22 protein-coding genes and 1 pseudogene are annotated in these 24,807 nt (G+C 35.5%); 6 read left to right on the forward strand and 17 right to left on the reverse strand.

From position 1 onward, the window contains the following. Genes AADV52_RS08030 through AADV52_RS08055 form a run of 6 tightly spaced genes read right to left on the reverse strand, consistent with a single transcriptional unit; the run spans window position 1 to window position 3,407 of the window. Window positions 1-807 (reverse strand): hypothetical protein, encoded by an 807-nt coding sequence (locus AADV52_RS08030; protein WP_014919596.1) that lies wholly within the window; start codon window positions 805-807, stop codon window positions 1-3. Then, window positions 808-1,302, reverse strand: a complete 495-nt coding sequence (locus AADV52_RS08035) for an McbB family protein (RefSeq protein WP_107775401.1) — start codon at window positions 1,300-1,302, stop codon at window positions 808-810. It abuts the gene before it with no gap. Next, window positions 1,284-1,643 carry a hypothetical protein gene (locus tag AADV52_RS08040; RefSeq protein WP_014919598.1) on the reverse strand — a complete coding sequence of 120 codons (360 nt, stop codon included), beginning with the start codon at window positions 1,641-1,643 and terminating at the stop codon, window positions 1,284-1,286. Before AADV52_RS08040 ends, AADV52_RS08035 begins: the two co-directional genes overlap by 19 nt. Further along, window positions 1,636-2,352 carry an ATP-binding cassette domain-containing protein gene (locus AADV52_RS08045; RefSeq protein WP_014919599.1) on the reverse strand — a complete coding sequence of 239 codons (717 nt, stop codon included), beginning with the start codon at window positions 2,350-2,352 and terminating at the stop codon, window positions 1,636-1,638. Before AADV52_RS08045 ends, AADV52_RS08040 begins: the two co-directional genes overlap by 8 nt. After that, a complete protein-coding gene (locus AADV52_RS08050; protein WP_003625061.1) occupies window positions 2,349-3,080 on the reverse strand; it encodes a hypothetical protein in 732 nt (243 codons plus the stop codon). Before AADV52_RS08050 ends, AADV52_RS08045 begins: the two co-directional genes overlap by 4 nt. Window positions 3,081-3,134: 54 nt before the next feature. Further along, complete coding sequence (locus tag AADV52_RS08055) at window positions 3,135-3,407, reverse strand: hypothetical protein (protein ID WP_020828930.1); 273 nt, start codon at window positions 3,405-3,407, stop codon at window positions 3,135-3,137. A gap of 138 nt (window positions 3,408-3,545) precedes the next feature. Between AADV52_RS08055 and AADV52_RS08060 the strand changes: the two genes are divergently transcribed. Both AADV52_RS08060 and AADV52_RS08065 read left to right on the forward strand, forming a co-directional pair. Beyond that, window positions 3,546-4,724, forward strand: coding sequence for an IS256 family transposase (locus AADV52_RS08060; protein ID WP_014919601.1), 1,179 nt, complete (start codon window positions 3,546-3,548; stop codon window positions 4,722-4,724). A 618-nt stretch (window positions 4,725-5,342) separates the two neighbouring features. After that, window positions 5,343-5,519, forward strand: a complete 177-nt coding sequence (locus tag AADV52_RS08065; RefSeq protein WP_107805698.1) for an IS3 family transposase — start codon at window positions 5,343-5,345, stop codon at window positions 5,517-5,519. A 20-nt stretch (window positions 5,520-5,539) separates the two neighbouring features. Here AADV52_RS08065 and AADV52_RS08070 read toward each other — a convergent pair whose 3' ends face one another. The 9 genes from AADV52_RS08070 to AADV52_RS08110 form a co-directional block, all read right to left on the reverse strand. Continuing rightward, entirely contained in the window at window positions 5,540-6,931 is a 1,392-nt protein-coding gene (locus AADV52_RS08070; RefSeq protein ID WP_014919602.1) for an APC family permease, read from the reverse strand. Between the two features lie 11 nt (window positions 6,932-6,942). Beyond that, entirely contained in the window at window positions 6,943-7,671 is a 729-nt protein-coding gene (locus AADV52_RS08075) for a gamma-glutamyl-gamma-aminobutyrate hydrolase family protein (RefSeq protein WP_014919603.1), read from the reverse strand. Window positions 7,672-7,982: 311 nt separating this feature from the next. Next, window positions 7,983-9,356 (reverse strand): amino acid permease, encoded by a 1,374-nt coding sequence (locus tag AADV52_RS08080; RefSeq protein ID WP_014919604.1) that lies wholly within the window; start codon window positions 9,354-9,356, stop codon window positions 7,983-7,985. A 45-nt stretch (window positions 9,357-9,401) separates the two neighbouring features. Then, complete coding sequence (locus AADV52_RS08085; RefSeq protein WP_014919605.1) at window positions 9,402-10,754, reverse strand: amino acid permease; 1,353 nt, start codon at window positions 10,752-10,754, stop codon at window positions 9,402-9,404. Window positions 10,755-10,857: 103 nt separating this feature from the next. Further along, the gene (locus tag AADV52_RS08090; RefSeq protein ID WP_014919606.1) at window positions 10,858-11,610 is read right to left on the reverse strand and encodes a hypothetical protein; all 753 of its coding nucleotides are present in this window, start codon (window positions 11,608-11,610) and stop codon (window positions 10,858-10,860) included. Between the two features lie 93 nt (window positions 11,611-11,703). Next, window positions 11,704-12,345, reverse strand: a complete 642-nt coding sequence (gene lepB / locus AADV52_RS08095; RefSeq protein ID WP_014919607.1) for a signal peptidase I — start codon at window positions 12,343-12,345, stop codon at window positions 11,704-11,706. 107 nt (window positions 12,346-12,452) lie between these two features. Next, complete coding sequence (locus AADV52_RS08100) at window positions 12,453-14,576, reverse strand: ATP-dependent Clp protease ATP-binding subunit (RefSeq protein ID WP_014919608.1); 2,124 nt, start codon at window positions 14,574-14,576, stop codon at window positions 12,453-12,455. 284 nt (window positions 14,577-14,860) lie between these two features. After that, window positions 14,861-15,784, reverse strand: coding sequence for an alpha/beta hydrolase (locus tag AADV52_RS08105; protein ID WP_014919609.1), 924 nt, complete (start codon window positions 15,782-15,784; stop codon window positions 14,861-14,863). Then, window positions 15,753-17,078: a PTS transporter subunit EIIC gene (locus AADV52_RS08110; RefSeq protein WP_041808860.1), complete on the reverse strand. Its 1,326-nt coding sequence runs from the start codon at window positions 17,076-17,078 to the stop codon at window positions 15,753-15,755. The genes AADV52_RS08105 and AADV52_RS08110 overlap by 32 nt, the downstream gene beginning before the upstream one ends. A gap of 88 nt (window positions 17,079-17,166) precedes the next feature. On the opposite strand from AADV52_RS08110, the gene AADV52_RS08115 reads away from it, so the two are divergent. The 3 genes and pseudogenes from AADV52_RS08115 to AADV52_RS08125 all read left to right on the forward strand — a co-directional run bounded on the left by AADV52_RS08115 (window position 17,167) and on the right by AADV52_RS08125 (window position 20,689). After that, on the forward strand, window positions 17,167-17,868 hold the full coding sequence (locus tag AADV52_RS08115; protein WP_014919611.1) for an ABC transporter ATP-binding protein: 702 nt from the start codon (window positions 17,167-17,169) through the stop codon (window positions 17,866-17,868). A gap of 9 nt (window positions 17,869-17,877) precedes the next feature. Beyond that, a pseudogene (locus tag AADV52_RS08120) lies at window positions 17,878-20,406 on the forward strand (FtsX-like permease family protein). Window positions 20,407-20,452: 46 nt separating this feature from the next. Then, entirely contained in the window at window positions 20,453-20,689 is a 237-nt protein-coding gene (locus AADV52_RS08125) for a hypothetical protein (protein WP_014919612.1), read from the forward strand. Window positions 20,690-20,727: 38 nt separating this feature from the next. Here the strand turns inward: AADV52_RS08125 and AADV52_RS08130 are convergent, their stop codons facing one another. Next, on the reverse strand, window positions 20,728-22,344 hold the full coding sequence (locus AADV52_RS08130; protein WP_041808864.1) for a putative polysaccharide biosynthesis protein: 1,617 nt from the start codon (window positions 22,342-22,344) through the stop codon (window positions 20,728-20,730). 273 nt (window positions 22,345-22,617) lie between these two features. Here AADV52_RS08130 and AADV52_RS08135 point away from each other — a divergent pair, with 273 nt between their 5' ends. After that, window positions 22,618-23,580, forward strand: coding sequence for a GH25 family lysozyme (locus tag AADV52_RS08135; protein ID WP_014919614.1), 963 nt, complete (start codon window positions 22,618-22,620; stop codon window positions 23,578-23,580). Between the two features lie 94 nt (window positions 23,581-23,674). Here AADV52_RS08135 and AADV52_RS08140 read toward each other — a convergent pair whose 3' ends face one another. Then, complete coding sequence (locus AADV52_RS08140) at window positions 23,675-24,349, reverse strand: DUF975 family protein (RefSeq protein WP_014919615.1); 675 nt, start codon at window positions 24,347-24,349, stop codon at window positions 23,675-23,677. Window positions 24,350-24,807: the final 458 nt, after the last annotated feature.

A 24,807-nucleotide genomic window follows, 5' to 3' on the forward strand; every position in this document is an offset into this window, starting at 1 on the left:
TTAATCTATTCTTCCTATCCACTGTATTATTTCTATAGGAGCATTTCTTTTATCTAAATCAGCTATAGTAGTTAACAATCTATTATTAAAGTCCTGACAGCTAAATTCTCCCATATTTTGAGGTAAAGCAGTCTTTAATGCCTGTATCATTAATCCTATTTCAATTAATGCATTTTTATAGCCAAGATATTGATACTTTCTAATACATTTTCTAAGATCAGCAGCATAACCAATAGCAATATTAGAATATGGCCTTTTTCTATTTGGATACAAGGCCATATTCAGTTTATCGCTTGAAATACCATTAAATGAATTCAGACGATAAATACAATTTTTTAAGGGATAAAAATAATATACTCCTCTTTTTAAGTCTTCAATGGCATTATCTTCAAGTACAAAGATTATCACATTAATCGGATATAGTCCTCCTCCTGATCCATAACCTCTAGTATTATTTTGTTCATCGTAACCATAAGCTTTATACATTAGTGAAGAGAAATCATCATAAGCAATTTTTTTATTTTTAAAAGATCTATAAGAACATTTTTTATCCAAATTATTACTTTTTAAATTTATCTTTTCTTCAAAATTTTGAGGTATTCTGCTGTTTCTTTCCGCATGTTTTAGCCAAGAAAGCATTTCATCATCTAGATAGCTTTTTTCATTTCCACATAATGCTGTAGACGAGCTTAACAAATCAAATTTGCTTACTTCTCTAAAAGTAGTAATTGGAAAATTATTTCCCGTGTAATCAGGCCAATCAACCAAACTATCTTGCCAAGAAAACGAATCCTTATTATCTTTCAATTAACCCATCTCCCAAAATTCAGCAAAATCTTCCATTTTTTTATGCGTCTTCATATTTAACTCTTCCATCTTAAGTATTTCTTTAGTTATGTATAAATTAGTATCTTCATCTAAATCAAAAATAGTTAGCACTCTTTTCAAAACTAAATTTGATATCATAATTAAATCAACCCAAGAAATTGGATAAATGAGTCCGAAATTAGGATCTTTTTCAAAAATAATGTCAACTAGATCTTGATAAGTATAACTTGTTTGATCTGAATATATTTTTGTTTGAATGTACTTTATATGATCAAAATGATCTGGTAATTCCAATTCAGGGTGATAAATATTATCCAAATAAAAATTAAAATTATAAAAATAACCCAATATTAGGAAATTATTATTAGAGATTTTTTTATATATTTTTCGAACTATTTCAGGATTATAAGGATTTAAAATAACTACTACTAAAGTATTTTTTAAATCAATATTTTTTAAGTTTCGTAATAATATAGTTTGATCGAAATAATGATTGTTAAAAAATTATAAATTTTTTTGCTATTAGTAACTAACAGTGTAGATTGTAGATTAAAATTTAGATTTTTTAACGGTAATAGTATTTCATTCTCTTGAAGATATTTAACGATATCATCAAAAATATCTTCATATTTTTCTTTTAATTGAAGCAATACATCAGCAGTGATATATCTTCTATACATAATTTCTTTCAAAAAATGTACTAATTTAATATTTTTAATAATATTAATACGCTCTGTTGTTTGTAGCACCCATGATTGATTATCCAATTCATATATAGCGAACTGAGCAACTCTGTATGTAATATTCTTATTCATATCCTTTATTTTCCTTTCTCATTTCTTGAGTTAAATTAAGAAATGCTTCTTCAGGCGTTGCACCATATTTTTTAGTCAACTGGGCATAGCTACCAGAAAAAATAAATCTGTGGGTCGATAAATACTTTAAAGTACAATTAATATTTTTAAATGGTAAAATTTCATGTGAAGTAATAATAACTGGTACTTTTCGTCCAAGTTCTTCCAATAACTTAATAATTTTAATTCGATTTTCTGGATCAACTCCAGAAAGTGGCTCGTCAAATAAATATAGTGATTTAGGCACCATTGCAGATGCATATGTAAACACTAGTTTTGCTTCACCTCCAGATAAATCCCCCAGAGATTGGTTTAACAATGGATTAATATTTTCATCGAAAAAATTTTTTATTTTTATAATTTTATATTTTTCGAAGCTAGTAGTTTTTCCAAAACTTTTGTACATATCTATCATTTGTTTAACCGTAACATCCGAATAGAAGGGAGTAGATTGGAACATATACATGATTTCTTTAGTAGAGGGAATTCCATATAAAGAGCCTGAATCTATTTTTTTTAATCCACTAATAACATCTAATAATGTGCTTTTTCCAACACCATTTTTTCCCATTAAAACAACTAAATTATTACAAGAAATTTTTCCTGAAAAATTCTCAAAAACATTATTTTTAGAATAACCGGTCGTTATATTTTTTAATTCAATCGTCAATTCTTAATCCCCCTATTTTGTAGATCAAAAAACTGAAACCCAATAAATCCAACTAAACCAAATATTATACAATCGAATATTACATTAAAAAGAACGACAATATTAGGTCGTAATAACTCATGTAAAACGGAACTTACGAACATATAAGGATTAATTTCAGCTATAATTTTTAGAAAGTTGGGGATAGGAACATTAAATAAAAATAAAAGCCCTAATAATAATGCAGTTGCTAAAATAGACATATCTGATGCCCTTATTCTAAGCAAAAATAGAATATTGAATTCTAATGCAATAAAAGGGAATGAAATTAAAGTCATCAAAACAAAAGTGGCTAACAGTGAAAGAGAAAAGAACCTATATAATATCATTAATGATATTATAAAAATTATGTTCTCTAATAAAACTATAGCTAATTGAACAAATAAATTTGCTAAATAGATAGCCCACCTACTACCACTAGCATAGTAATATGCTTTTATATACCCACTATTTCTAGTTGAAATAATAGACATAGTTACACCATTTAAGGCTGTTGCTACAATAATATATGCAATCATTGGCAAACATACTTGTATAAAATCGTTGTTGTTAGTAATTGTACCCGTTCCAGAATTGAGCAATTGATAAATTGCTGGAAATAAAAGTGTAAAAAGCAAGCTGATCTTATTATCAACAGCTAACTCAGCATAAAATCTTACAAAAGCTTTGGTTTTTAATATAAAACCCATAGTATTTATTAAAATAGTTGTCAGCCTTACAAGGCTGACAACTATTTTCCTCCTCTATTTACGTTCTCTTTTTCTTAACCCAGCTGCACCAGTAGATACTGAGACACAGCAAGCAACGACTACATGAAAACCACCGCCGCCACCATGAGAACCACCATGACCACCATGATGGTGCACCATCTCAATTCCAAATAAGTTTTCACCATCATCCGCTGTTCTGTAAGAAAAACGGGTTTTGTTACTTCTAGCACCACCTAATTGAGAATATTCTCTCTTAGGAACGTTAAAAGAATCTTTGTAACTATTTAAATTGATAGAATCATCCATGATTTTGAGACCGTAAAATAGTTTGTGTAAGGATGAATGATTCCTTAAATTAATTTCTGAAAACATTAGAAAAAGGAGTTCCTTTCTCGTATGATTGGATTGAACAAAAAAACAACATACAGAAAGAAGAACTCCTTCATGAATGATTTTACCAAAAATATGGCTCAAGCACTATTCAATCAAGACAAAGTTAATGATTTTTTGCGCAAGGAAATTCAAACTGCAGTTAATCAATTGCTTGAAGCTGAATTGACTGCCTTTTTAGGCTATGATCCTTATGCAAAAAGCGGATGGAACTCTGGCAATTCCAGAAACGGCATCTATTATCGCAAGGTTGATACGCAGTTTGGCCAGATCGAAATTCAGGTTCCCAGAGACAGAAACGGCGAATTTCATCAGCACACTCTGCCTGACTACAAGCAGCACTCGGACGTCCTGGAAAGCATGATTATCAAGCTTTATGCCAAAGGCGTCACTACCAGAGAAATAGCCGATCTGATTGAAAAGATGTACGGCAGCCATTACAGTCCGGCTCAGGTATCAAATATTTCCAAGCAAATGATTCCAAAGGTTGAAGCCTATCACAAACGCAAGCTTAGCGACAGGTTCTTTTGCGTTTATCTTGACGCAACGTATCTTCCGCTGTGCCGAGAAATGTTTGAGCGTGAAGCCGTCTATATTGCCATCGGCATCAGGCCCAATGGCCATAAAGAAGTAATCGACTACTGCATAGCACCCAGCGAAAACGTCGAAGTTTGGACTGAAATGCTTCAAAACATGAGATCGCGGGGTTTGAAGCAAGTCGAGCTTTTCTTGTCTGACGGTGTTGTCGGCATGAAAACAGCTCTGGCAAAGACTTATCCCAAAGCACATTTTCAGCGCTGCCTGGTTCATGTCATGCGCAATATTTGCAATAAAGTGCGTGTTGACGATCGTGAGACAATCATGAACGATTTCAAGCAGATTCATAGGCAGCCTAACAAGACAGCCGCTGTACAAACTCTTCATGCATTCTATGACAAATGGAACAAGGCATACAATCATGTCATTAGGAATCTAAAAGACATTGAGCCTGATCTATTGGTCTTTTACAACTATCCCAAACAGATCAGACCCTCAATCTATTCCACCAACATGATTGAATCCTTTAACAATGTCGTTAAACGCAAGGCAAAGCCCAAAGCAGAGTTTCCAAGCGAGCAGTCGCTTGATACTTTCATTGGCATTCAGGCAATAAGCTACAATGATCGCTACTTCAACCGAATCCATAAAGGCTTCGGCCAAGTGCAGGATACATTGGAATCCTACTTTGACTAAGAAAAAATTAAAAAATCAATTTACGAGAAAGATCTATTTACACAAACTATTTGACAGTTTCATGATTTTGTCTCCTTCCATATGTCTTAGATTAAAATCATAATAATTATATCATATAAGTTTGTAAAGAGTTAATTATAATTTAATATAAGTTACATATATCATATTTTTTACTAAATGTGCGATATATGAAGAACTATCTTTTGTCAATAGCCTATCTTTTAATGCAAACCTAATAATGTAGTTGCAAATAACACATCTTTCTTCCAATTACATCTCCACAGACTTGTCATTCTTTATATGGACTAGGTCCATTACAACTAGCTTTTTGGTACTACTTGAATACTACTGAATTTTATCCTAATGAGAAAAAAATTCCGACCATCGCTTATGCATTAAACCACATACATCAAATTAGTATCCAGTCTTACAAGTAATAAATATGCTGAATTTAGCCTATCAGAAGTATCTTACACTTAATAGATTAATCCTTATGAGCAATATATCAGCACACTATTTTTCAACGTAGCCTAAAAATCATGGCATTATTCAATCTATGTTATACATGACGATTAACTGATTTAATGTAATACTCTTTAACATTCTTAAAAGAAAGATATTTTTGAAAATACATTTAAGACTATGAATGAATTAGATCAAACAATTAAAGAACGTATTCACTACCATAATCATAAAACAGTACTAAAAAAACATACTCCGATAGAATATCGAAATATGTTAATAAAAACAATATATCCTCAATTTTTGGTTCATATCATCATATCAAAAATGTAAGATATTCTTACTTAATCATTCTATTTCCGTTCTCTTTTAGAAATCCAAGCCATAATGAGTGGCAACAATACAAAGCCGAAGATCATCATCGCAATAGCATACCAGTTAACGCCAACAATTTGACCAGCGCTATTAGCAACACCAAATTGTGCCTTCCAGTTATATTCAATCAATAAGAAGACCACAATCACAATTGACAAAATCGGTACCACAACATCAGTCAAAACATTCTTATCAGCATTAAGAACATCTTCCTTAGCCTTGCCGCGATAGAACTGAATAACGGCAATTGGCACAACGATAAAGCCTAAGAATCTAACCATCGCACTCAATGTGATTAAGTTGACCATGTTATATTCAAACGCCATCGGAATTAAAACGGCTAAAGCAACTGAAATAAAGAACGTTCTAATTGGAAAGTTATTCTTAGTTCTCTTAGTCAACGCCTTAGACATTTGACCTTCACGAGCCATGGCTTCCAAAATACGTGGCGCATTAAAACTAGATGCAACGTTAATCCCAAACATTGAGACAAGTGCACCAACCAAGATGACATCCCGCAAAATCTCATTATTAAAGATTGCAGCTACCGCTACTACCTGCTTAGTAGTCATCAAGGCCTTAGGATTCATCACCATCGCAACTGCCACAACGCCGATATAAACTACCGCAATAATCAATATTGCGAGTGGAATCGCACGTGGCAAATTCTTTTCTGGATCCTTCATATCTTCAGAACCAGATGCAACTGATTCAAATCCAGTAAAGGCATAAAACGCTGAAACGATTGCCATAACGAACGTAGTAGTAGTCAAAGTAGGAACGATCTTTTGACCGTTTTGCGTAATTTGATCTACTTCAGATAAGTGATTTGAAGCACCGGTTGTAATCAGCAACACAACACCTGCTACAATAATTAAAATCAAAGCTGCCAGCTTACCAATAGTAGCAAGGTTCATCACCCACTTTAAAACGCGTTGACCAAAGAGATTGATGATCGTAATGATCGCCATCAAAACTAAGAACCCAACCGTTACGCTAAGCGCTTTATTAGGATCGCCACCAAAAATGGAAATAGTTGACTTAATAACCCCAACGGCCATTACGCCCCAAGCAACACTGGCTGAGAAGTAACGCAACACGCCCATATAAAAACCAATCTTATCGCCAAAGGCTGCTTTTGAATAAGCATATGCAGCCCCTGACTTTGTCACGTACTTAGATGCTGCCGCAAATGAAATGGCTAAAATTGCCGCAAAAATTGCTGCACTAAAGTAAACAACTAAAGCTTTTGAACCTGCTTGTTGTACTACGTTACCAGGTGTCAAAAAGATACCTGAGCCAATGATGGCATTAATAGCTAGTAGTACGATTGACCAAAAGCCTAGCTTATCTCCCGTTTTCTCGTTCAATATTTTTCTCCCTATTTTGCATTATCAATTACAAATTTGAATAAATTATTCATGAATGCGACATCTGGGTTACGATGCAGCATTTCAGGGTGCCATTGCACCGCAATAACATTACCTGCTTTATTTTCTAAACCTTCAACCACACCATCTGGAGCTGTTGCGGAAGCAATCAAATCTGGTGCAACATCCTTAATTAATTGGTGGTGGAAAGAATTAACTCTAAACTCTGTTTTCCCTAAAATTTGAGCTAGCTTGCTGTCAGCCTTAACCTTCATTCCATGAGTTGGCAAATCTGGTGTATGGCCTTGCATATGCTTCAGAGTCAATTCCTTACGGTAGGACAAATCTTGATATAATGTTCCGCCATGAGCAACATTAATAATCTGAGCGCCACGACAAATACCAAGCACCGGAATTCCATTTTCTTCTGCTAATTTAAGCAAACGCATATCAAAATGATCACGCGCAGGCCAAGTAGCACCTATCTTTTGCAAAGGTTCTTCTCCGTATTGATGTGGATCAACATCATGACCACCTGAAAGAATCAAACCCTGCACACTATCAAGCTGTGCTTTAATCACTTCATCATTTTCAGTAAATGGAATGATGTAAGGCACACCACCGTTTTGAACTACAGAATCTACGTAATCCTCATTTACATAGCTGCGGTGATACCCGGGAAAAATCCCACCATCATCAATAATTACCGAACCTGAAATACCAATAATTGGTTTTGTCATTTGCACTCCTCCTCACTTACTTTTAGTATGTAATATTATATAAAAAATCCACTACATATGCAAGTAGTGCATTTTATTATTTTTCAATTTTTTATTCTAATCCCTGTTCAAAGCGATATTGTTGTAAAACATATTCTTTAAAATAAAGCAAAGTAAATGCGACTTCACCATAATTTGTTGATTTAATGATCTAATCATCGAGCAATCGTCTGCGGTAATTAGCCACAAAATTGCTTGGATAGTTTTGTGTATCTCTATGTATCTTAAAATATAAAAAAAGCAGTGAAACAATGTGCTTCACTGCTTAAATTCTATTTTTTCTTACCATACTTTATCACGTATGCCAATACCGCCACGATTAATACTACCGCACCAACCGCTACTGAAATACGAGTTTCAGGATTAATAAACATGAAAATAACGATTAATACTAGCATGAATAAGGCAAAGTAATTCGAATATGGATAAAGTGGCAGCTTAAAGGGATGCTTCTTCATGAGCTCCTTGTTTTTACGTCTAAAACGCAATTCTGCCAGCAAAATTACAAACCACGCTACCATTCCTGGTAAAACGGATGAACTATATACAACTACGAAGACATTTTCTAATGACTTACTAAAGAATTGCAACAATACATTCATCATAAAGCCTATGAAAATCCCTGAAGTAATACCAATAATAGCATGACTAGGCACAATACGCTTTGAGACATAACCAAATGTCTTAGGTGCATAGTCTTCATGTGCCATCTTATACAGCATTCTACTTGAAGAATAAATACCTGAGTTGGCCCCAGATAAAGCAGCTGTTAAAACTACAAAGTTAATGATTGAAGCTGTAGCAGTAATCCCCACTTTAGCAAAAGTTGTTACAAATGGGGAACCAATATTGCCTAATTCATCCCATGGATAAATCGTAACAATTACGAAGATCGCACCAACGTAGAAGATTAAGATTCGCCATAAAACTGACTTAACGCTCTTAACAATTGCTTCTTGAGGATTAGCCACCTCACCAGCTGAAATACCAATCAATTCGATCCCTTGATAAGAGCCAACGATGATGGCCATCGAGAACAGGAATCCTTTTATCCCGCCAGTAAAGAAGCCACCGTGACTCCATAAGTTAGAAAATCCTACCGGATGACCGCCATTGCCAAAGCCGAATAAGATGACCATGAAACCTAAAATGATCATCAAAATAATGGTTACTACCTTGATCATTGCAAACCAAAATTCTAGGGTGGCATATGCCTTAGCACTAGCTAGATTAGCTAGTAACAAAAAGGCAATAATAACCAACCCAGCAACCCAGTCAGAGGTTCCTTTCCACCAGAAACGCAAGTATTCAGTAGTGGCAACTACTTCTGAAATACCTACAACCACATATTGAAAGACATTGGCCCATTCAGCCAAATATCCCGCAATTGGATGAACATGCTCTGCAGCATAATCCGCGAATGAACCGGTTCCTGGGTCCACGTAAAGCATTTCGCCTAATGCTCGCATTACGATATATAAAATCAGCCCCACAAACATATAGGCTAATAAAACTGAGGGCCCTGTCCATTTAATTGTTGAAGCAGAACCCATAAAGAGTCCAACTCCAATCGCTCCCCCAAGCGAAATCATTTCCATTTGACCGGCCGTCATCGACCGTTTTAATTCAGGTGCTTTTTTTGCCATATTCAACTCCCCTTTTTAGCATCTGCAAATATTACTTAGGAAATATTAATTATTTTTCTCATTCTTTGGCACAAAATTATAACTAATTGCTAAAACCACTACAAACAAAATTGAAATGATTAAAGCTAATTGCGTACTTGGAATAAAGAACAACAAAATTAAGACAGCAAAATAAAATACAATTGTTAACCAACTGGTTAAAGGATAGCCAGGCATTCTAAATTTACCGAGGTTGTTCTTATTCTTTTTCCGATAAACAATGTGCGCAAACATAATCATGATCCAGACAATTACAAAACAGACAGTTGAAACTGTAGAAACTACATCAAAAATCTTCGCTGGCATCACATAATTCAAGATTACCACAACAAACAAAATAAGTGATGATGTAGTCAAAGCATTCATTGGAATAGCTTTTTTAGTAAGCTTACCCAATTTCTCTGGTGCATGACCATTGCGAGCTAATGAATACATTGAACGACTCGTTGAGAAGATTGCACTATTAGTTGCAGACATTGCAGCCGTTAAAACTACAAAGTTAAGTACACCAGCTGCGGCAGTTACACCAATTCCAGTAAAGACCTGAACAAATGGACTAGACGTAGTAGTAATTTCATTCCATGGATAAACCGACATAATCGCTATCATTGATCCCACGTAGAAAAGACCTATTCTTACTGGCAAAGTGTTAATTGCTTTAGGAATATCTTCTTGTGGATTAGCTGTTTCACTCGCAGTTTGACCAACAATTTCTACCCCAACAAAGGCAAAAACTACCATTTGAAATGAAAGCAAGAAAACCCACGGTCCAGTTGGAAAAAAGCCACCATGACTAACTAGGTTAGTCAATGATACTATACCGCCTTTAACATGCGTCTGAAGCAATATCATGATTGCCCCAGTAATAATTAAAGCGATAATAGCAATAACTTTAATCATAGAGAACCAGCTTTCAAGTTCTCCAAATAACCCTACATTTACCATATTAATTAGCATTAATAAGACCACGATTACCAATGGACCGACCCATTGTGGCAGCCATGGGAACCAATAACGTAAATAAATCCCTGTAGCGGTTAAATCTGCCATGGCCAAACTAAGCCAACAAGCCCAATAAATCCAACCGGCTATAAATTCAGCACGTTTACCTAAATATTTTTTAATCGATTCTAAAAATGAATGACTCTCAGGATCAGCTAAAATTAGTTCTCCCAAAGCTCTCATCATAAAAAACGTAATAATACCTACAATTAAATAGGACAAAATAATTGAAGGGCCGGCGCTACGAATGGCTGAACCGGAACCCAAGAAAAGACCTGTACCGATTGCACCACCTATTGCAATCATTGTTACGTGACGACTTTTCAATCCCCGCTTTAATTTCGGTTTTTCATTCACAGTTATCCCTACCTTCCTTATGAATAAAGAAATAGAGCGTCTATTTCTGCAATGAAACAGACGCTCCATTAAAATTATCTTTGTTTTGAATTATAAAGCCTTCTTACTTTTTGTGCAATTGTTTTTTAGATTTAATGCGATTATTAAGATATGCAGTAAAGATTACAATCGCTAACATAATAATCACGAAAACTATTACAGGTACTGTTGGCATACCAAAGAAAGGCAAGCATGCAACTACTTCAATTACAAATAATGCTGTGGTAATCCAAGCAATTTTACCGTGGTAAAAGTTTAACCAGTTAATAATAGCGTAGATAATATCCAAAATAGCTAGCAGCATGATGCCATAAACAAAAAGATATTGGCCCCACCGCGGCAATGACCAAATCATCCCACCAGAGACTTCCAGCATGAAGATAAGCATAAAAGCCACAATTCCAACTTCAAAGCTAAGAATGATTTTCATGAAAGCATTTAACAAATCCCAGTTGTCATGGTGCGTATTCAAATTAAAGTAAATCAGTCCTAACACGCCGGGTGATACAAATAAAACCATCATCCATGAAAAGAGAATGCCACTGCCTTGAAAGACTCCCAATGGTATTCCTGCAATAGATTGAGCAATAGTTAATAACAGTGTAATCACCAAAGAGGCAATCATCACAATTTGAATCCATGATTTTTTATCTTCAAACCAAAAACTGATAGCCGCAATGAAATACAAAATTCCGTAAATCGAAGCCAATACTAAAGAACGACCTGGCATTTGCAAAGCAAACGCGAGAATTCCCGAAGCTAGTGCTAAAAGCGTTAAGACGATTTTAATAATTAAATTGAATGTTTTTCTACTCATATTTTTATCCCTTTACTCGAATTATATTATTTCAATTATACAAAAGATATGAACTAAACAAAAAAGGATATTTCCTCGGAAATATCCTTTTAGTTAATAAACTTTAATTTGATTTAATGGCCAGTATCTTAATTTCACTACACCCACAATATTTTTGCGTTTAATCGTACCAATGTAACGACTGTCCTTTGACACGCTGCGGTGGTCACCCATTACAAAGTATGTTCCTTTAGGGATTCGATTCGTTTTATTAATATATTTTAATTGTGATTTAGTATAGAATTGTTGATATTGACGTGATCTAGCCAGAGACTTCATAGTAAAGTTCTGCGTAGCTGAGTAAAATGTATCAGTACCGTTGTCAATCATATCCTTGCCCTTAGTTAGCCAAGGTTGAGCAATTTTTTTGCCATTAATATAGATCTGGTTATCTTTGCTGACAATCTTTTCACCAGGCAAGCCAATAACACGCTTGATATACAAAGCGCCTGGTTCATCTGGTGCCTTCACAATGACTACTTCACCACGCTTAATTTTTGCATGACGAATGGAGATTAAACGATCCCCATTTTGAAAAGTAGGCTGCATCGATGGACCTGAAACTGTATCATTACTCAATACGAAGTGAAAGAGTAAGAAAAAGATCCCCATTAAGACTGCCCAAATAATTACAATATCAAGGAAGAATTTCCCCCATGATTCGTTATTCTCTTTTTTATTTGTTTTATCCGTCATTAATAAACCTCATTCATTATTATGTTTTTCAAACTTTCTATATTATACATCATGCACAAAAAAAGGATATTCCCGAGGGAATATCCTTTTAATTTAACGAAGTAAATTTAGTCTTCTTTTTTGTCTTCAGCCTTAGCTTCGTCTTCCTTGACCTTTTCTTCTACCTTTGGAGAAATGTCAAAGATTGCTTTGCCGTTCAAGTACAAGTGCTTGTCATCAGCAGTGAATTCAATCTTCTTAGTGTCAGGTTCTCTTAAGATTAACTTAGCAGCTGGAGTTTCAAGGTATTGTTCAACAACCCTTCTAAGTGGACGAGCACCAAACTTCTTGTCGTAGCCTTTTTCAGCTAAGAAGTTCTTAGCTTCATCAGAAACTTCTACAGTTACGTCCTTCTTAGCAAGTACGTGGGACATCTTCTTCAAGTAAATGTTGATGATCTTGCCCATGTCTTGTTCAGTAAGTGAGTTGAATGGTACGATTGCGTCCAAACGGTTCAAGAATTCAGGTCTGAAGTAGTTTTCAAGAGCTGAGATTAACTTGTCTTGGTCAACCTTGCCATCTTCAAACAACTTGTCTGAGAAGCCTGCGTTTGAAGTCATAATCAAGATAGTGTCCTTGAATGAAACAGTTCTACCTTGAGCGTCAGTCAAACGACCGTCATCCATAATTTGAAGAAGTGCGTTGAAGACTTGTGGGTTAGCCTTTTCAATTTCGTCAAACAAAATCAATGAGTATGGTTGGTGACGAACTTTTTCAGTTAATTGACCACCTTCACCATAGCCTACGTAGCCTGGTGCAGAACCGATCAACTTGTTAACAGCCATTTCGTCTTGGTATTCACTCATGTCCAAACGGATTAAGTGATCTTTGTTACCAAATAATTGGATAGCTAATTGCTTAGCAAGTTCAGTCTTACCAACACCAGTAGGACCAGTAAGTAAGAATGAACCAGTAGGACGATCGCTGTCTTTGAAGATTTGCTTACGAGCAATAGCGTCAGTAATTACGTCAATAGCTCTGTCTTGGTCAATAACGTTCTTCTTTAACTTCTTAGCCAAGTCTAAGTTCTTTTGAGCTTCATCTGCGTGAAGTTCGCTCATAGGAATCTTAGTCTTTTGTTCAATAATTGCGTAGATGTCTTTTTCAGTTACTTCTGGAGTATTCTTGGTATCTACGTTCTTCAATTGCTTTTCAAGTTCAGCAATCTTAGCCTTAATTTCGCCAGCCTTGTCGTAATCTTCAGCCTTAGCAGCTTCTGACTTCTTAGCTTCAAGAGCACTGATTTGGTTCTTCAAACTCTTTTCATCAGTTGGTTGTACCAAAAGTGCCTTCTTAGCACCAGCTTCGTCCATTAAGTCAATGGCCTTGTCTGGTAAGTAACGACCTTGAATGTATCTTTCTGATAATTCAACAGCTAACTTAAGACTATCGTCACTGTATTTTACGTGGTGGTAATCTTCGTACTTCTTCTTTAAGCCTTCCAAAATCTTGATAGCTACATCTGTAGTTGGTTCAGGAACTTGTACAGCTTGGAATCTACGTGATAAAGCTGGGTCCTTTTCAATTCTTTGGAATTCACTTGTAGTAGTAGCACCGATTAACTTCAAGTCACCGTTAGCAAGAGCTGGCTTCAAGATGTTAGCAGCGTCACCGTTGTTGTTTTCTGAGTCAGTTGAACCAGCACCAACAATGTTGTGCAATTCATCGATGAATAAAACTATGTTAGGATCGCTCTTAGCCTTGTCGATAACCTTCTTTAATCTTTCTTCGAAGCTACCACGAAGACTTGAACCAGCAACCATGTCATTGATGTTTACTGAAATAATGTGCATGTTAGCCATCTTAGCTGGTACATTGCCTGAAGCAATTCTTTCAGCCAAACCTTCTACAATAGAAGTCTTACCAACACCAGCAGGTCCGATTAATACAGGATTGTTCTTCTTACGTCTTGATAAAATTTCAATAACGTTATCAATTTGTTCATCACGACCAATAACTGGGTCCAAGTTATTCTTCTTTGCTTCTTCAACTAAATCTACACCAATTGGCTTTTCATTTGGTTGTTGTGGATTTTGTTGGATGGTTTGAGGAGCTGAACTCATATTGCTTGAGTAATTAATAGGAATTGAGCCGGAATTACCATTGCCGCTTCTTCTACCGAAGTCATCATTAAAGAATGAGCTGTTCAATTCGTTAAATAAGTTGTCAAAATCATTGTCAAAGTATGCCATATCTGCAAATACCCCCATCATAAACTTGATTGTTAGCACTTAAAGCCTTCAAGTGCTAATTAATTACACTTATAAGTATAGCAGGTTATCCACAGATTGCAAGCATAACTTTAAAAGTTTTCCACATTTTTCTTTTAAATTGTGATGTTAATCTATAAAAAGTAACAAAATCGTTGATATATAAGCGATTATATTGCTTCACAATATCTAAAAATTTTATTAAGAAGGATGGAAATATGCGCTTGAAGGACTACTAGGCAAAGGAGTTATCCACAGGATGAATATTAATTCTGATTATTTTGTCCATTTTTATCATTATCTTGCTTTTTTCCTTGGCGCGTTATCTCTTGATTATTCTTAATTGGTTCTAATAAATATTGTTGAATAACCTGGACTACTTGCTGATTTTGAGGCAAGTCAGAGTGATCAGCCTTATCGCCAGTGATTGTCATCGCAGTGTAACTCTTTACTTGTTTTTGAAAAATATATTTTCCTGCCGCACCACTAGCTTCTGGTACAATCCCATCTGATTCATAATCTTTGCCTCCATATACAGAATACACCACTAAGCTCTTAGGGAGTCTATTTTTGCACTTAATAAAATCTTCCAACATTTGTGTTTTATGGTTGATATTTTTTTCACTAAAATTATACGGAGTACCCACGGTCATCAAGCGTTTCATAGTGATTTCATCTGAATAGTCTGAATAATAATGTTCTAGCCAATATGTCCAAATCAGACCTCCATTTGAATGTCCGAAAGCCTTAAAATTATTAAATTTATAGTCTTGTGAAATTGCTGCAAAAGCTTCATTCAACCAACCAGCTTGTTTTTTGATATTGCTATAGCCATCTTTATTGTTTTTAAAACCAATAATAATAAAAGGCTCATTATCATTCTTGTTAATCGAACCGGAATAAGATAAATTGCCATCAGTTGAAACATTGATTTTTAATACACTGTGTTTGGTCGGAGTATTTTGATTCAATAATTTAATCAATTGATTAAAGCGTTCAGTAGTTGCACTAGAACCGGGCACCATGATTACTGGAGACAAAGCAGATTTCATTCTTTGTGCTCGAGCTTGGTTATCCTTTTCCATCCACTTATAACCAGGAATAGCGAAAACCATGACTATTAACAAAACTAGGGCAATCCATTTTAAATTGGGATTTTTAAGCAGATTCTTGGCCTTTTTCATATTCATAAGCTTTAAGTTTCCTTTCTATCCTTTGTCCTAATAATGAAATTGGTATTAACATCAAAATATCTAAAATGAATAAACAAATAGAAAAGACTAAATTACTCCAGTTTCCGTTAGAACCGAAAAATGAAATAAGAATTCCAGGCGTCCCTTTTAATACTGGATAAACACATGGGGTAATAATACGAAGAAAAATTGCTATTGAGGCAATAATAATATTGATTACCGGGATCAATACTATAGGTAAAAAGAGTACCGGGTTTAAAATGATGGGCATCCCTATCATAAAGCCCCACGTTGAATTAAACGCAACTGGCAATAAATTGGCTTTTGCAATATTTTCTGTCTCTTTATTTTGATGCAACAATAAAGTAATTACTATTAATGCTAAAACTACGCTAGCACCACCCATTGCGCCATAAGGGTAAACGAGTGAACTACCCAAAAATTTATATGGAACATTCCATGAGCCACCATGCTTTAATGCATAACTGAGGTTAACGGTAGCCACACCACTTGTAAGTGCTGTGGCTGTAGATAATGAAGTCAGCGGATAACCAATACCAATCCAGTTTAACAGCATAACGACAAATGCTAACGGAATAATTTCCAATAAATTATTTGAACTTTGAATTTGGATAACTAGTTCCTTAAAGGTACTTGAACTTAATATTTTGATTTGCAATTCATAAATAATAATTCCTAAAATCATCCCTGCGATAATAGAAACAGACGCTGGCAATAGCGCATTCCAGGCACGAGCTCTAACACGGTGAACATGCTCAAATTCTACTGGCTGGTGATTTTTACCTAGCCAGTGGAAAATTTCACCTACAGCATATCCAATTAATAAAGCTAGTAACAAAGCGTTGATTTGCAATACGCTTGATGAAAACATTGATTTATTACCAAACTTATTGCCTACATTATTTGCATATGCACAAAACATAATTACCATAACTGCAGTCATACCAGCTAAAGTAGAATCTTTATGGTATAAACGCGCTGTATATCTAGCCGCAAAATATGCCGCATAAAGGCCAAATAATCCAAAAGTTACCCGTACAAAACCGTTACAAATAAATGAACCAGCATACCATATCTTGTCAGGCATAGTTTCATCAAAATTCAAGATATTATAAATGAAACTGTCTGGTGAAAAAACAGCATCACGTAGCAACTTAAAATATGAACCGATAATTGCAATTGGCATCAGCATTCCCAAAGTTCGCTGAAAAATTCTAAATATCGGCAGTCTTCTTATTATAAGAATAAGATTGGTTATTCTCTCTCCCATAGCTTTTCCCTTTACCTATCTTCAATAAATATGATTGAATGAACTTATATTAATCACATTATACAATTATGCTAGGAAGTTGATAATTATGGCTTATATAGAATTGAAAAATAATACTAAAATTTATCAATCTGGGGATACAACTATTTATACCAACAAAGATATTACTTTTTCTATTGATAAGGGAGAATTAGTAGTCATTTTGGGCTCTTCAGGAGCTGGCAAGTCAACGTTGCTGAACATTTTAGACGGGATGGAACCTAATACAAGCGGTGACGTGATTGTAGCAGGTAAAAATATTGCATCTTATAACGCCAAACAATTAACAACTTACCGCAGAAATAATGTAGGTTTTGTCTTTCAATTCTATAATTTAATTCCTAACCTAACCGCAAAAGAGAATGTAGAATTGGCAGCGCAAATCGTTCCTGATGCTATGAATCCAGATGAAGCATTAAGAGAAATCGATTTAACTGATCGCGAGCAAAACTTTCCTGCTCAATTATCTGGTGGTGAACAGCAACGTGTAGCGATCGCACGTGCTATCGCCAAAAAGCCAGAATTATTATTGTGTGATGAACCGACCGGAGCACTGGATTACAAAACTGGTAAACGGATTTTAAAGATTCTGCAAGACATGAGCCGAAAAAATGGCTCTACTGTACTGATCGTTACTCATAACGCTGCTATTGCCCCAATTGCGGATAAGGTGATTCGTATTCATGATGGCGGTATTCAGAAGATTGAGACTAATGATCATCCTGCCGATATCAGTAGCATTGAATGGTAGGTGTTAATGATGCGTAAATCGATTTTATGGAAGGATGCTTTTCAAGCTATAACGCACTCGCTTGGTCGTTATATTGCAATTATTTTGCTAATAGGTTTAGGTACCTTTGCCTTTGTAGGACTAAAGATGGCCGGCCCCGACATGCGTGCAACAGGTGCTGACTTTTTTGCTAAACACAACTTGGCTGATGTGACCGTTACTTCTAACTATGGGATCAATTCAACCGACCGAGCAACTATTCAAAATTCGCCCGAAGTTAAGCAGGCTACCTTTGGTTATTTGCAAGATGCAAAGGTTAAATCTAACCAAGATGTTTTACAGGTATTCTCTCAATCAAATACTCTTTCAAACTATGAACTAATTAAGGGGCATTCCCAGAAAATAATAAAGAAATCGCTCTTTCATATTTGCTTAAAAAGAAGTATCACATCGGTGAAAAGATTAGTTTTACTAAGCCAGGAATTCTAAAGAATAAAACATATAAAATTGTTGGCTTTGTTAAATCCAGTGAATTTTTAAATAAAACGCAATTTGGTCAAACTAATATCGGCAACGGTCGACTAAGTGGATTTGCCGTTACAACGCACAATGCGTTCGCCTCACCTGTTTATCAAGTTTCACGTGTAACTTTTAAAAACACTGCTAATTTGAGCCCATTTAGCGTCACTTATTGCAAGCGCGTCTACCATGATCAAAACAAACTCCAAAAGGCATTAAATAAGAATAGACAAGACAAATATGATAAATACGTTCAATTATATAAACAGCAATATCAAAAGAAGGCTGCGGAACAATTAATCAAAAGAGGCATCCCTATTACACCCGGTCAAATTGAGGTACCTAAAAATAAAATCAAAATTGATTATCCTAGCTACACTATTAGCAGTCGAGAAGAAAGCCAAGGATATTCATCTTACCGGGCTGATTCCGAGCGAGTTGAGGTTTTAGCCAACGTCTTCCCTGTTTTCTTATTTGCAGTTGCCGCATTAGTCAGCCTAACTACCATGATGCGTTTTGTGGAAGAAGAACGCACCAATATCGGTACTTTTAAGGCTCTGGGATATGGCAATAGCAGTATCGCCATAAAATTCTTGCTTTACAGTACATCTGCTACAATTTTAGGTGTCAGCTTAGGGTATACTTTCTTGCCTAATCTGATTATCAAAGCATACCTAGCAAGTTCCACCTTAGGTAGTGATTACCAGTTAAACTTTGCTTGGGGACCACTACTCATTTCATTGATCATCGCACTACTTGCCACTACTGCTATTTCCATGCTCACGCTTTATCAAACGCTAAGAGAAAAGCCCGCCGCATTGCTTTTGCCAAAGCCACCGAAGAATGGTTCTCGCATTTTGCTAGAACATATTTCTTGGCTATGGAAGTATATGAGTTTTTCTGCCAAAGTTACTGCACGAAACATCTTCCGTTATAAGAGCAGAATGTTAATGACTATTTTTTTGGTAGCGGGCTGTACTGGATTATTGGTCATGGGCTTTGGGATTCGAGATTCTTTACAAGGCATTGGAAATATTCAATATTCTGCTGTCCAAAAAAATGATGTCATCGCTTTAAAGAGTAAACACGTTACTAAGAAAGAACAGAATGAATTAGATAAGATTTTTAAAGAAAAAGATATTACGCAAACAAATCCCGTGCAATATCAACAATTAACCAAGCACCTTAATCAAAGTGGCTCAACCGAAAATATCATGATGATTGCACCAAAATCAGCCACCAATTTTAGGAAATCAATTAACTTGAGAGAAAGACAAAGCAAAAAGAAACTTGCCTTGCCTAACGATGGTGTAATTATTTCTGAAAAATTGACTACTTTATTAAATGTCAAAAAGGGTTCAACTATTTCTCTAAAAAATAGTGCCGGAAAAACTTATCACTTTAAAGTTAAAGGCATTTGTGAGATGTATTTAGGCCATTACATCTTCATGAATCAAACAGAGTACACCCGAGCTGCCGGGCAAAAATATACGGCTAATGCATATCTCATTACTATACGAAACCATCAGCCGCAAGAAGTTAACCGAATCAGTCAAAAATTAGTCAAAACGGCCGCAATCGAAACTGTGGTTTCTAATTCTTCTAACAGAAAAATTTTGGGTAGCTACACCGGCAGTTTGAATGAGGTTATCTTCATCTTGATTTTGATTTCAGGGATGCTCGCTGTTGTCGTTATCTACAATTTGACTAACATCAACGTTGCCGAAAGAATCCGGGAACTTTCTACTATCAGGGTGCTAGGCTTTTATGATAACGAAGCTACCATGTATATCTACCGAGAAACTATTATTCTTTCCGCATTAGGAATCATCGTAGGCTTCGGTTTTGGGTTGGTGGCTGCACCACTTCATCATCACCAGCTTGCCACCTGATGCCGCAATGTTTGATCCAAATATGTATCCACTTAATTTTGTCTTTTCCGCATTAATTCCAGCAATCATTACCGCAGCTTTAGCAATTGTGGTTCACCATAAAATCAAAAAGATCAATATGCTAGATGCTTTGTCATCAATTGATTAGCAGGCCTTATGCTATAATGCCTTTATAGAAAAGGGTGGGAACAAATATGCCAAGAAAACACTTTGAATTAAATAGCGATGTTGCTAAATTAATCGATAAATATAATGAAATTAATGACACTGATTTTAACGAATTAGTCAATAAAGCATTGAGATTCTATCTCGTTAATCAAATGAGTTACAAAGACGTTCAAGACGCATTAAAAGAAGCGGATGTAGAAACGTCAAGATATGTTGATGAAGCAATGCGCTCCAGCATGGGCGACATCAATCGCAACTATTAAAACTACTAAAAAAGCAGCAGGACAACCTGCTGCTTTTTCTATTCATAATGCTTATAACGATAATATCGATAACCAATTTTTTTGCCAAAAATATCCTGGGAAATTTCCATTAAGTTGGCAATTAATATGTATAATCCTAAAAAGACTAAACCAAAAATTGCTAAGTAAATGAAACTGCCTACTCGACCTAAATGATTAAAGTGATTTCCTATCAACAATTGATAAATAAATAAAATGACTACATAAATTTCGTTAGTAACAACAATTGGCAATAAACTAGTTAAGCGAATGCTATAGGTCTTGTTAAGCTTATGGTAACTAAGCCAAATAACGATTAAAAATGAGATGTCCGTAGATAAAATTGCACCGTCCGCATTCATAAATATGGTCATCGGAACCTGCAAGATCACTTTAAACACAACACCCCAAACTATGTAAATCACGGCTAGTTTATTCATATTCAAAGCTAAGAGCAAAGTTAAAGAATTCATTACTAGTCCGGCTAACAAACTTTGAACAATATTTTCAACCAAATAATATGCGCCAAGACTATCATGAGAAAACAACACCGTATAAATTGGTGATGCCGCAAATGCACCTAAGGCTACTACCGGTAACAATACAAATAAGAGCAAGCGATAGTTTTCTAGCAACAACTTTTTAATGCTTTCTTGTCGATTTTTATTTTTAAACTTAAGACCGGCCAATAATGGCAAGCTCGTTTCAGATACAGCGGTAGCCAAAGAAATAATCACTGTAGTAATCTTGCTTGGATTGGCTGAAAAAATCGTATAAATGTAACTAACGTAGCTGCTAGTGAGGTGATTAAAGTTTATCAAGACCTGCTTGAACAACAATTGATCCACTAATTGAGTAAGTGTAATAAAGGAACCCAATAAAACAAAAGGTATGGAAGCATACCATAAATTAAGCAAGCTTCGCGTTACGTTGTTTAAAGCTCGCTCCTCGCTGCTTTCAAGGAGCTGCTTATAATGTCCCCACTGCTTGCGTAAATACGCAAAGAGGTATAAATAACTGGCAATAGCGCCAACACAGGCACCGAATACACTAAAATAAACTGCAATTACGTAATTGTGATGAAAAACTTCAATCACTAAGAGAGTTGCCAGCAAAATAAAGAGAATTCGCGCAAATTGTTCCCATAATTGGGAAATACCATATGGCTTCATATCGTTATTTCCCTGGAACCATCCTCTTACCATACTCATTGATGGCAAAATAATTACAGCCGGTACCAAAACCCGAATTGAAATTGTAGCACTAGCTACAGAATCTACTGGACTGTTTTTGGCAATAATTGGTGCAGTTGCATATAGCAAAATTCCACAAGCTAACCCCATTACCAACATGATAATGAGACCCAGCTTAGTAATATACAAACTATCTTTATATCTATTTTGTGAATTTAATTGTGATACTTCCCGGGCAATAACTGAAGGAAGCCCCGCGGTCCCAACAGATAAAAATAATGCGTATGGTGTATACGAAGAATTAAACAGAGCCTGTGCATTCAATTGGTTGTGATAGCTTCCCAGCATAATCAACCAAGGAATTAAATATACTACTCCTAGAATTCTCGATACGATACTACCAAATGATAGCCATAACGAACCCGATAGGATCTTTTTATTCAACAGTAAAACCTCAAATCTACTTTATCTCATTGTGCCTCATTAATTATACGTGGATTTTTTCATTTTTGGGAATAAAGGGGCTCCTTTTTAGAGAAATTTAGTCGACAAATAATACAAATTGGTTACATTAGTTACCATATTATTACCTATAGTTTAATTTATCGTTAGGAAGCTTGACCCGCTTCGGAATAATCATTATGATTGAAATGTTTCTATGTGAAAGTTACTGATTATTTATAATTCTATTAATAAAAAATTCATGGGGGATTTACGTTGTTATTTAAGAAGAGATTTATTACTAAATTAGCATGCGTTGCTATTTTTTCAACTACAGGTATCGCTGCAGTAAAAGCTCAAGCTCCACAAACTGTTCAAGCTTCAACTACTTCAGTTGCTGCACGTTCACTTGGTATTGACGTTGCTAGTTACCAAAGTGCTGATTTGTCTGCTCATGCTAGATCTGGTGCCAAGTTTGCTGTAGTTAAAGTTAGTGAAGGTACCAGCTACAGAAACCCTAAGGCTAGTGGTCAAATTGCTAGTGCACGCAGTCAAAACATGATGCCAATGGGCTACCACTTCGCTACTTTCAGTGCAAGCACTTCAGTTGCTAAGCGTGAAGCAAACTACGCTATCTCATCAGCTAAGGCTGTAGGCCTTAACCCAGGCTCATACCTTGCTTGTGACTACGAATCAGGTGACGGCAACAATATCAACATGGGTAAGAACCCAACTGCTAATGCAATTATTGCTTTCATGAAGAAAGTTAAAGCTGCTGGTTACAAGCCACTTCTTTACGCTAGTTCATCTGTATTGAGAAACAACATTAACACTAACAAAGTAGTTAATGAATTCCCTAACAGTTTATGGGTTGCTTCATACGCAATCTCAGGTCGTATTGATAATCTAAACTTCAATTACTTCCCATCAATGAAGGGCATTTCAATTTGGCAATTTACTGATAACTGGCGTGGTCTTAACGTAGACGGTAACATCAACGTTTTACCACTTTCATCATCAGGTAGTGCAGTTTCTCAAGCTCCTAAGAAGAACACTGGTAAGGCTCGTGTATTGAAGCACAACGCTTATGTTTACGACAAGAACGGCAAGCGTAAGAAGCACAAGGCTTTAAAGAAGAACCATTCTGTTACTGTTCATGGTAAGAAGAAGAACATCAACGGTAAAAAGTACTACAAGATTGGTAAAAACAAGTACATCAAGGCTGATAATGTCTACTAAAAATAATTAGTTATCAAAAAATGCACTAAAAATAATTAGTTATCAAAAAATGCACCAGGTAAAAACTTACCTGATGCATTTTATTTTGCTCTTTTTACTTTAAGAACTTATCGCCTGCAATGTGACGGTAAAAGTTTGCTTTAGCAGTTTGGTAATATGGAACAATCCATAATAGGCCTATCCCTGCGGTTAAACCGCCAAGCAAGAACCATCCAATGAAACTTAAGTCAAAGATAAACAAATCCATCTTGTGACCCTTCATTAGCTCCTTGCTGGCGTTAATACCATCGGTTGCGCCAACTTGCTTACCGCTGGCTACCATATCCTTAACAATGTATGCTGTCATTGAATATGAATAAGATTTTATAATACCTGGGATAATTAAAAGAATAGTCCATAAAAATGTAAAAATACTCGTTAATATAAAGTTAAGACATTCTGGAACAAAACGATTTTCAGTAAATACGGAAAATGCAGCCATATATGGCTTTTCTTCTTTTTGATTATCTCTTAATTTCAAAAATGAAATTGCTAAACTTAAAGCAAAGAAATCGCCAATCCAACCTAGAAGAGATCCTAATGGACTAAGCCATTGCATCAAAAAACTATTTCCATCATAGTTCATATAAATCTCATCCAATCTATGTCCACAACCCGTGAAAACACCAACGATGATTGCATTAATTAAAAAGACGATTACTGCCCAGCCCCAATTTTCACGTAAGGCTTGCTTGGCATTGTCTTTCAATTCTTTTCTTGTAACAGCCATTTTCCCACTCTTTCTATATCAGTTACATAATTAGTGTCGCCTAAACGTAGATTATAGTCAATGAAAAACGGCATCAAAAAAAGCCTAATTCCACCAACACGAAACTAGGCTCACACAGTGTTGACCGCCGTCTCTGACCACATATAGAAGATAACATTTTCGCTACCGGAGAAAATGACTACTCCTAGCGGCGGTACATGAAAATTCTAGCATTCAAAAATATAAAAAACAAGCAAAATGACACGGATTGATACAGATCGTTATTTTGATAATTACAATCCACAAATAATTGCAATAATGCCAAAGATAATTTGTAACACTGCTATTGCAAGATGACCCGCGTTTTTGCCTTCTTTGAGGGGATGCTCAGCATTAATAGATTTGTGAACTTGCCAAGCGTTATAAATTCCAATAATTGCTACAAAAATTCCTGCAACAATTGCAGTCCACTTATAGAT

Origin of the sequence: Lactobacillus helveticus (genome assembly GCF_046109915.1) — a bacterium.
GTDB classification, from domain to species: Bacteria; Bacillota; Bacilli; order Lactobacillales; family Lactobacillaceae; genus Lactobacillus; species Lactobacillus helveticus.

What these genes read in the sequence shown, in the direction of transcription:
- AADV52_RS08040 (WP_014919598.1), bottom strand. Translation starts at nt 1,643, where the DNA reads ATGAATAAGAATATTACATACAGAGTTGCTCAGTTCGCTATATATGAA.
- AADV52_RS08050 (WP_003625061.1), bottom strand. Translation starts at nt 3,080, where the DNA reads ATGGGTTTTATATTAAAAACCAAAGCTTTTGTAAGATTTTATGCTGAG.
- AADV52_RS08055 (WP_020828930.1), bottom strand. Translation starts at nt 3,407, where the DNA reads ATGGATGATTCTATCAATTTAAATAGTTACAAAGATTCTTTTAACGTT.
- AADV52_RS08060 (WP_014919601.1), top strand. Translation starts at nt 3,546, where the DNA reads ATGAATGATTTTACCAAAAATATGGCTCAAGCACTATTCAATCAAGAC.
- AADV52_RS08075 (WP_014919603.1), bottom strand. Translation starts at nt 7,671, where the DNA reads ATGACAAAACCAATTATTGGTATTTCAGGTTCGGTAATTATTGATGAT.
- AADV52_RS08080 (WP_014919604.1), bottom strand. Translation starts at nt 9,356, where the DNA reads ATGGCAAAAAAAGCACCTGAATTAAAACGGTCGATGACGGCCGGTCAA.
- AADV52_RS08090 (WP_014919606.1), bottom strand. Translation starts at nt 11,610, where the DNA reads ATGAGTAGAAAAACATTCAATTTAATTATTAAAATCGTCTTAACGCTT.
- lepB (WP_014919607.1), bottom strand. Translation starts at nt 12,345, where the DNA reads ATGACGGATAAAACAAATAAAAAAGAGAATAACGAATCATGGGGGAAA.
- AADV52_RS08100 (WP_014919608.1), bottom strand. Translation starts at nt 14,576, where the DNA reads ATGGCATACTTTGACAATGATTTTGACAACTTATTTAACGAATTGAAC.
- AADV52_RS08105 (WP_014919609.1), bottom strand. Translation starts at nt 15,784, where the DNA reads ATGAATATGAAAAAGGCCAAGAATCTGCTTAAAAATCCCAATTTAAAA.
- AADV52_RS08110 (WP_041808860.1), bottom strand. Translation starts at nt 17,078, where the DNA reads ATGGGAGAGAGAATAACCAATCTTATTCTTATAATAAGAAGACTGCCG.
- AADV52_RS08115 (WP_014919611.1), top strand. Translation starts at nt 17,167, where the DNA reads ATGGCTTATATAGAATTGAAAAATAATACTAAAATTTATCAATCTGGG.
- AADV52_RS08125 (WP_014919612.1), top strand. Translation starts at nt 20,453, where the DNA reads ATGCCAAGAAAACACTTTGAATTAAATAGCGATGTTGCTAAATTAATC.
- AADV52_RS08140 (WP_014919615.1), bottom strand. Translation starts at nt 24,349, where the DNA reads ATGGCTGTTACAAGAAAAGAATTGAAAGACAATGCCAAGCAAGCCTTA.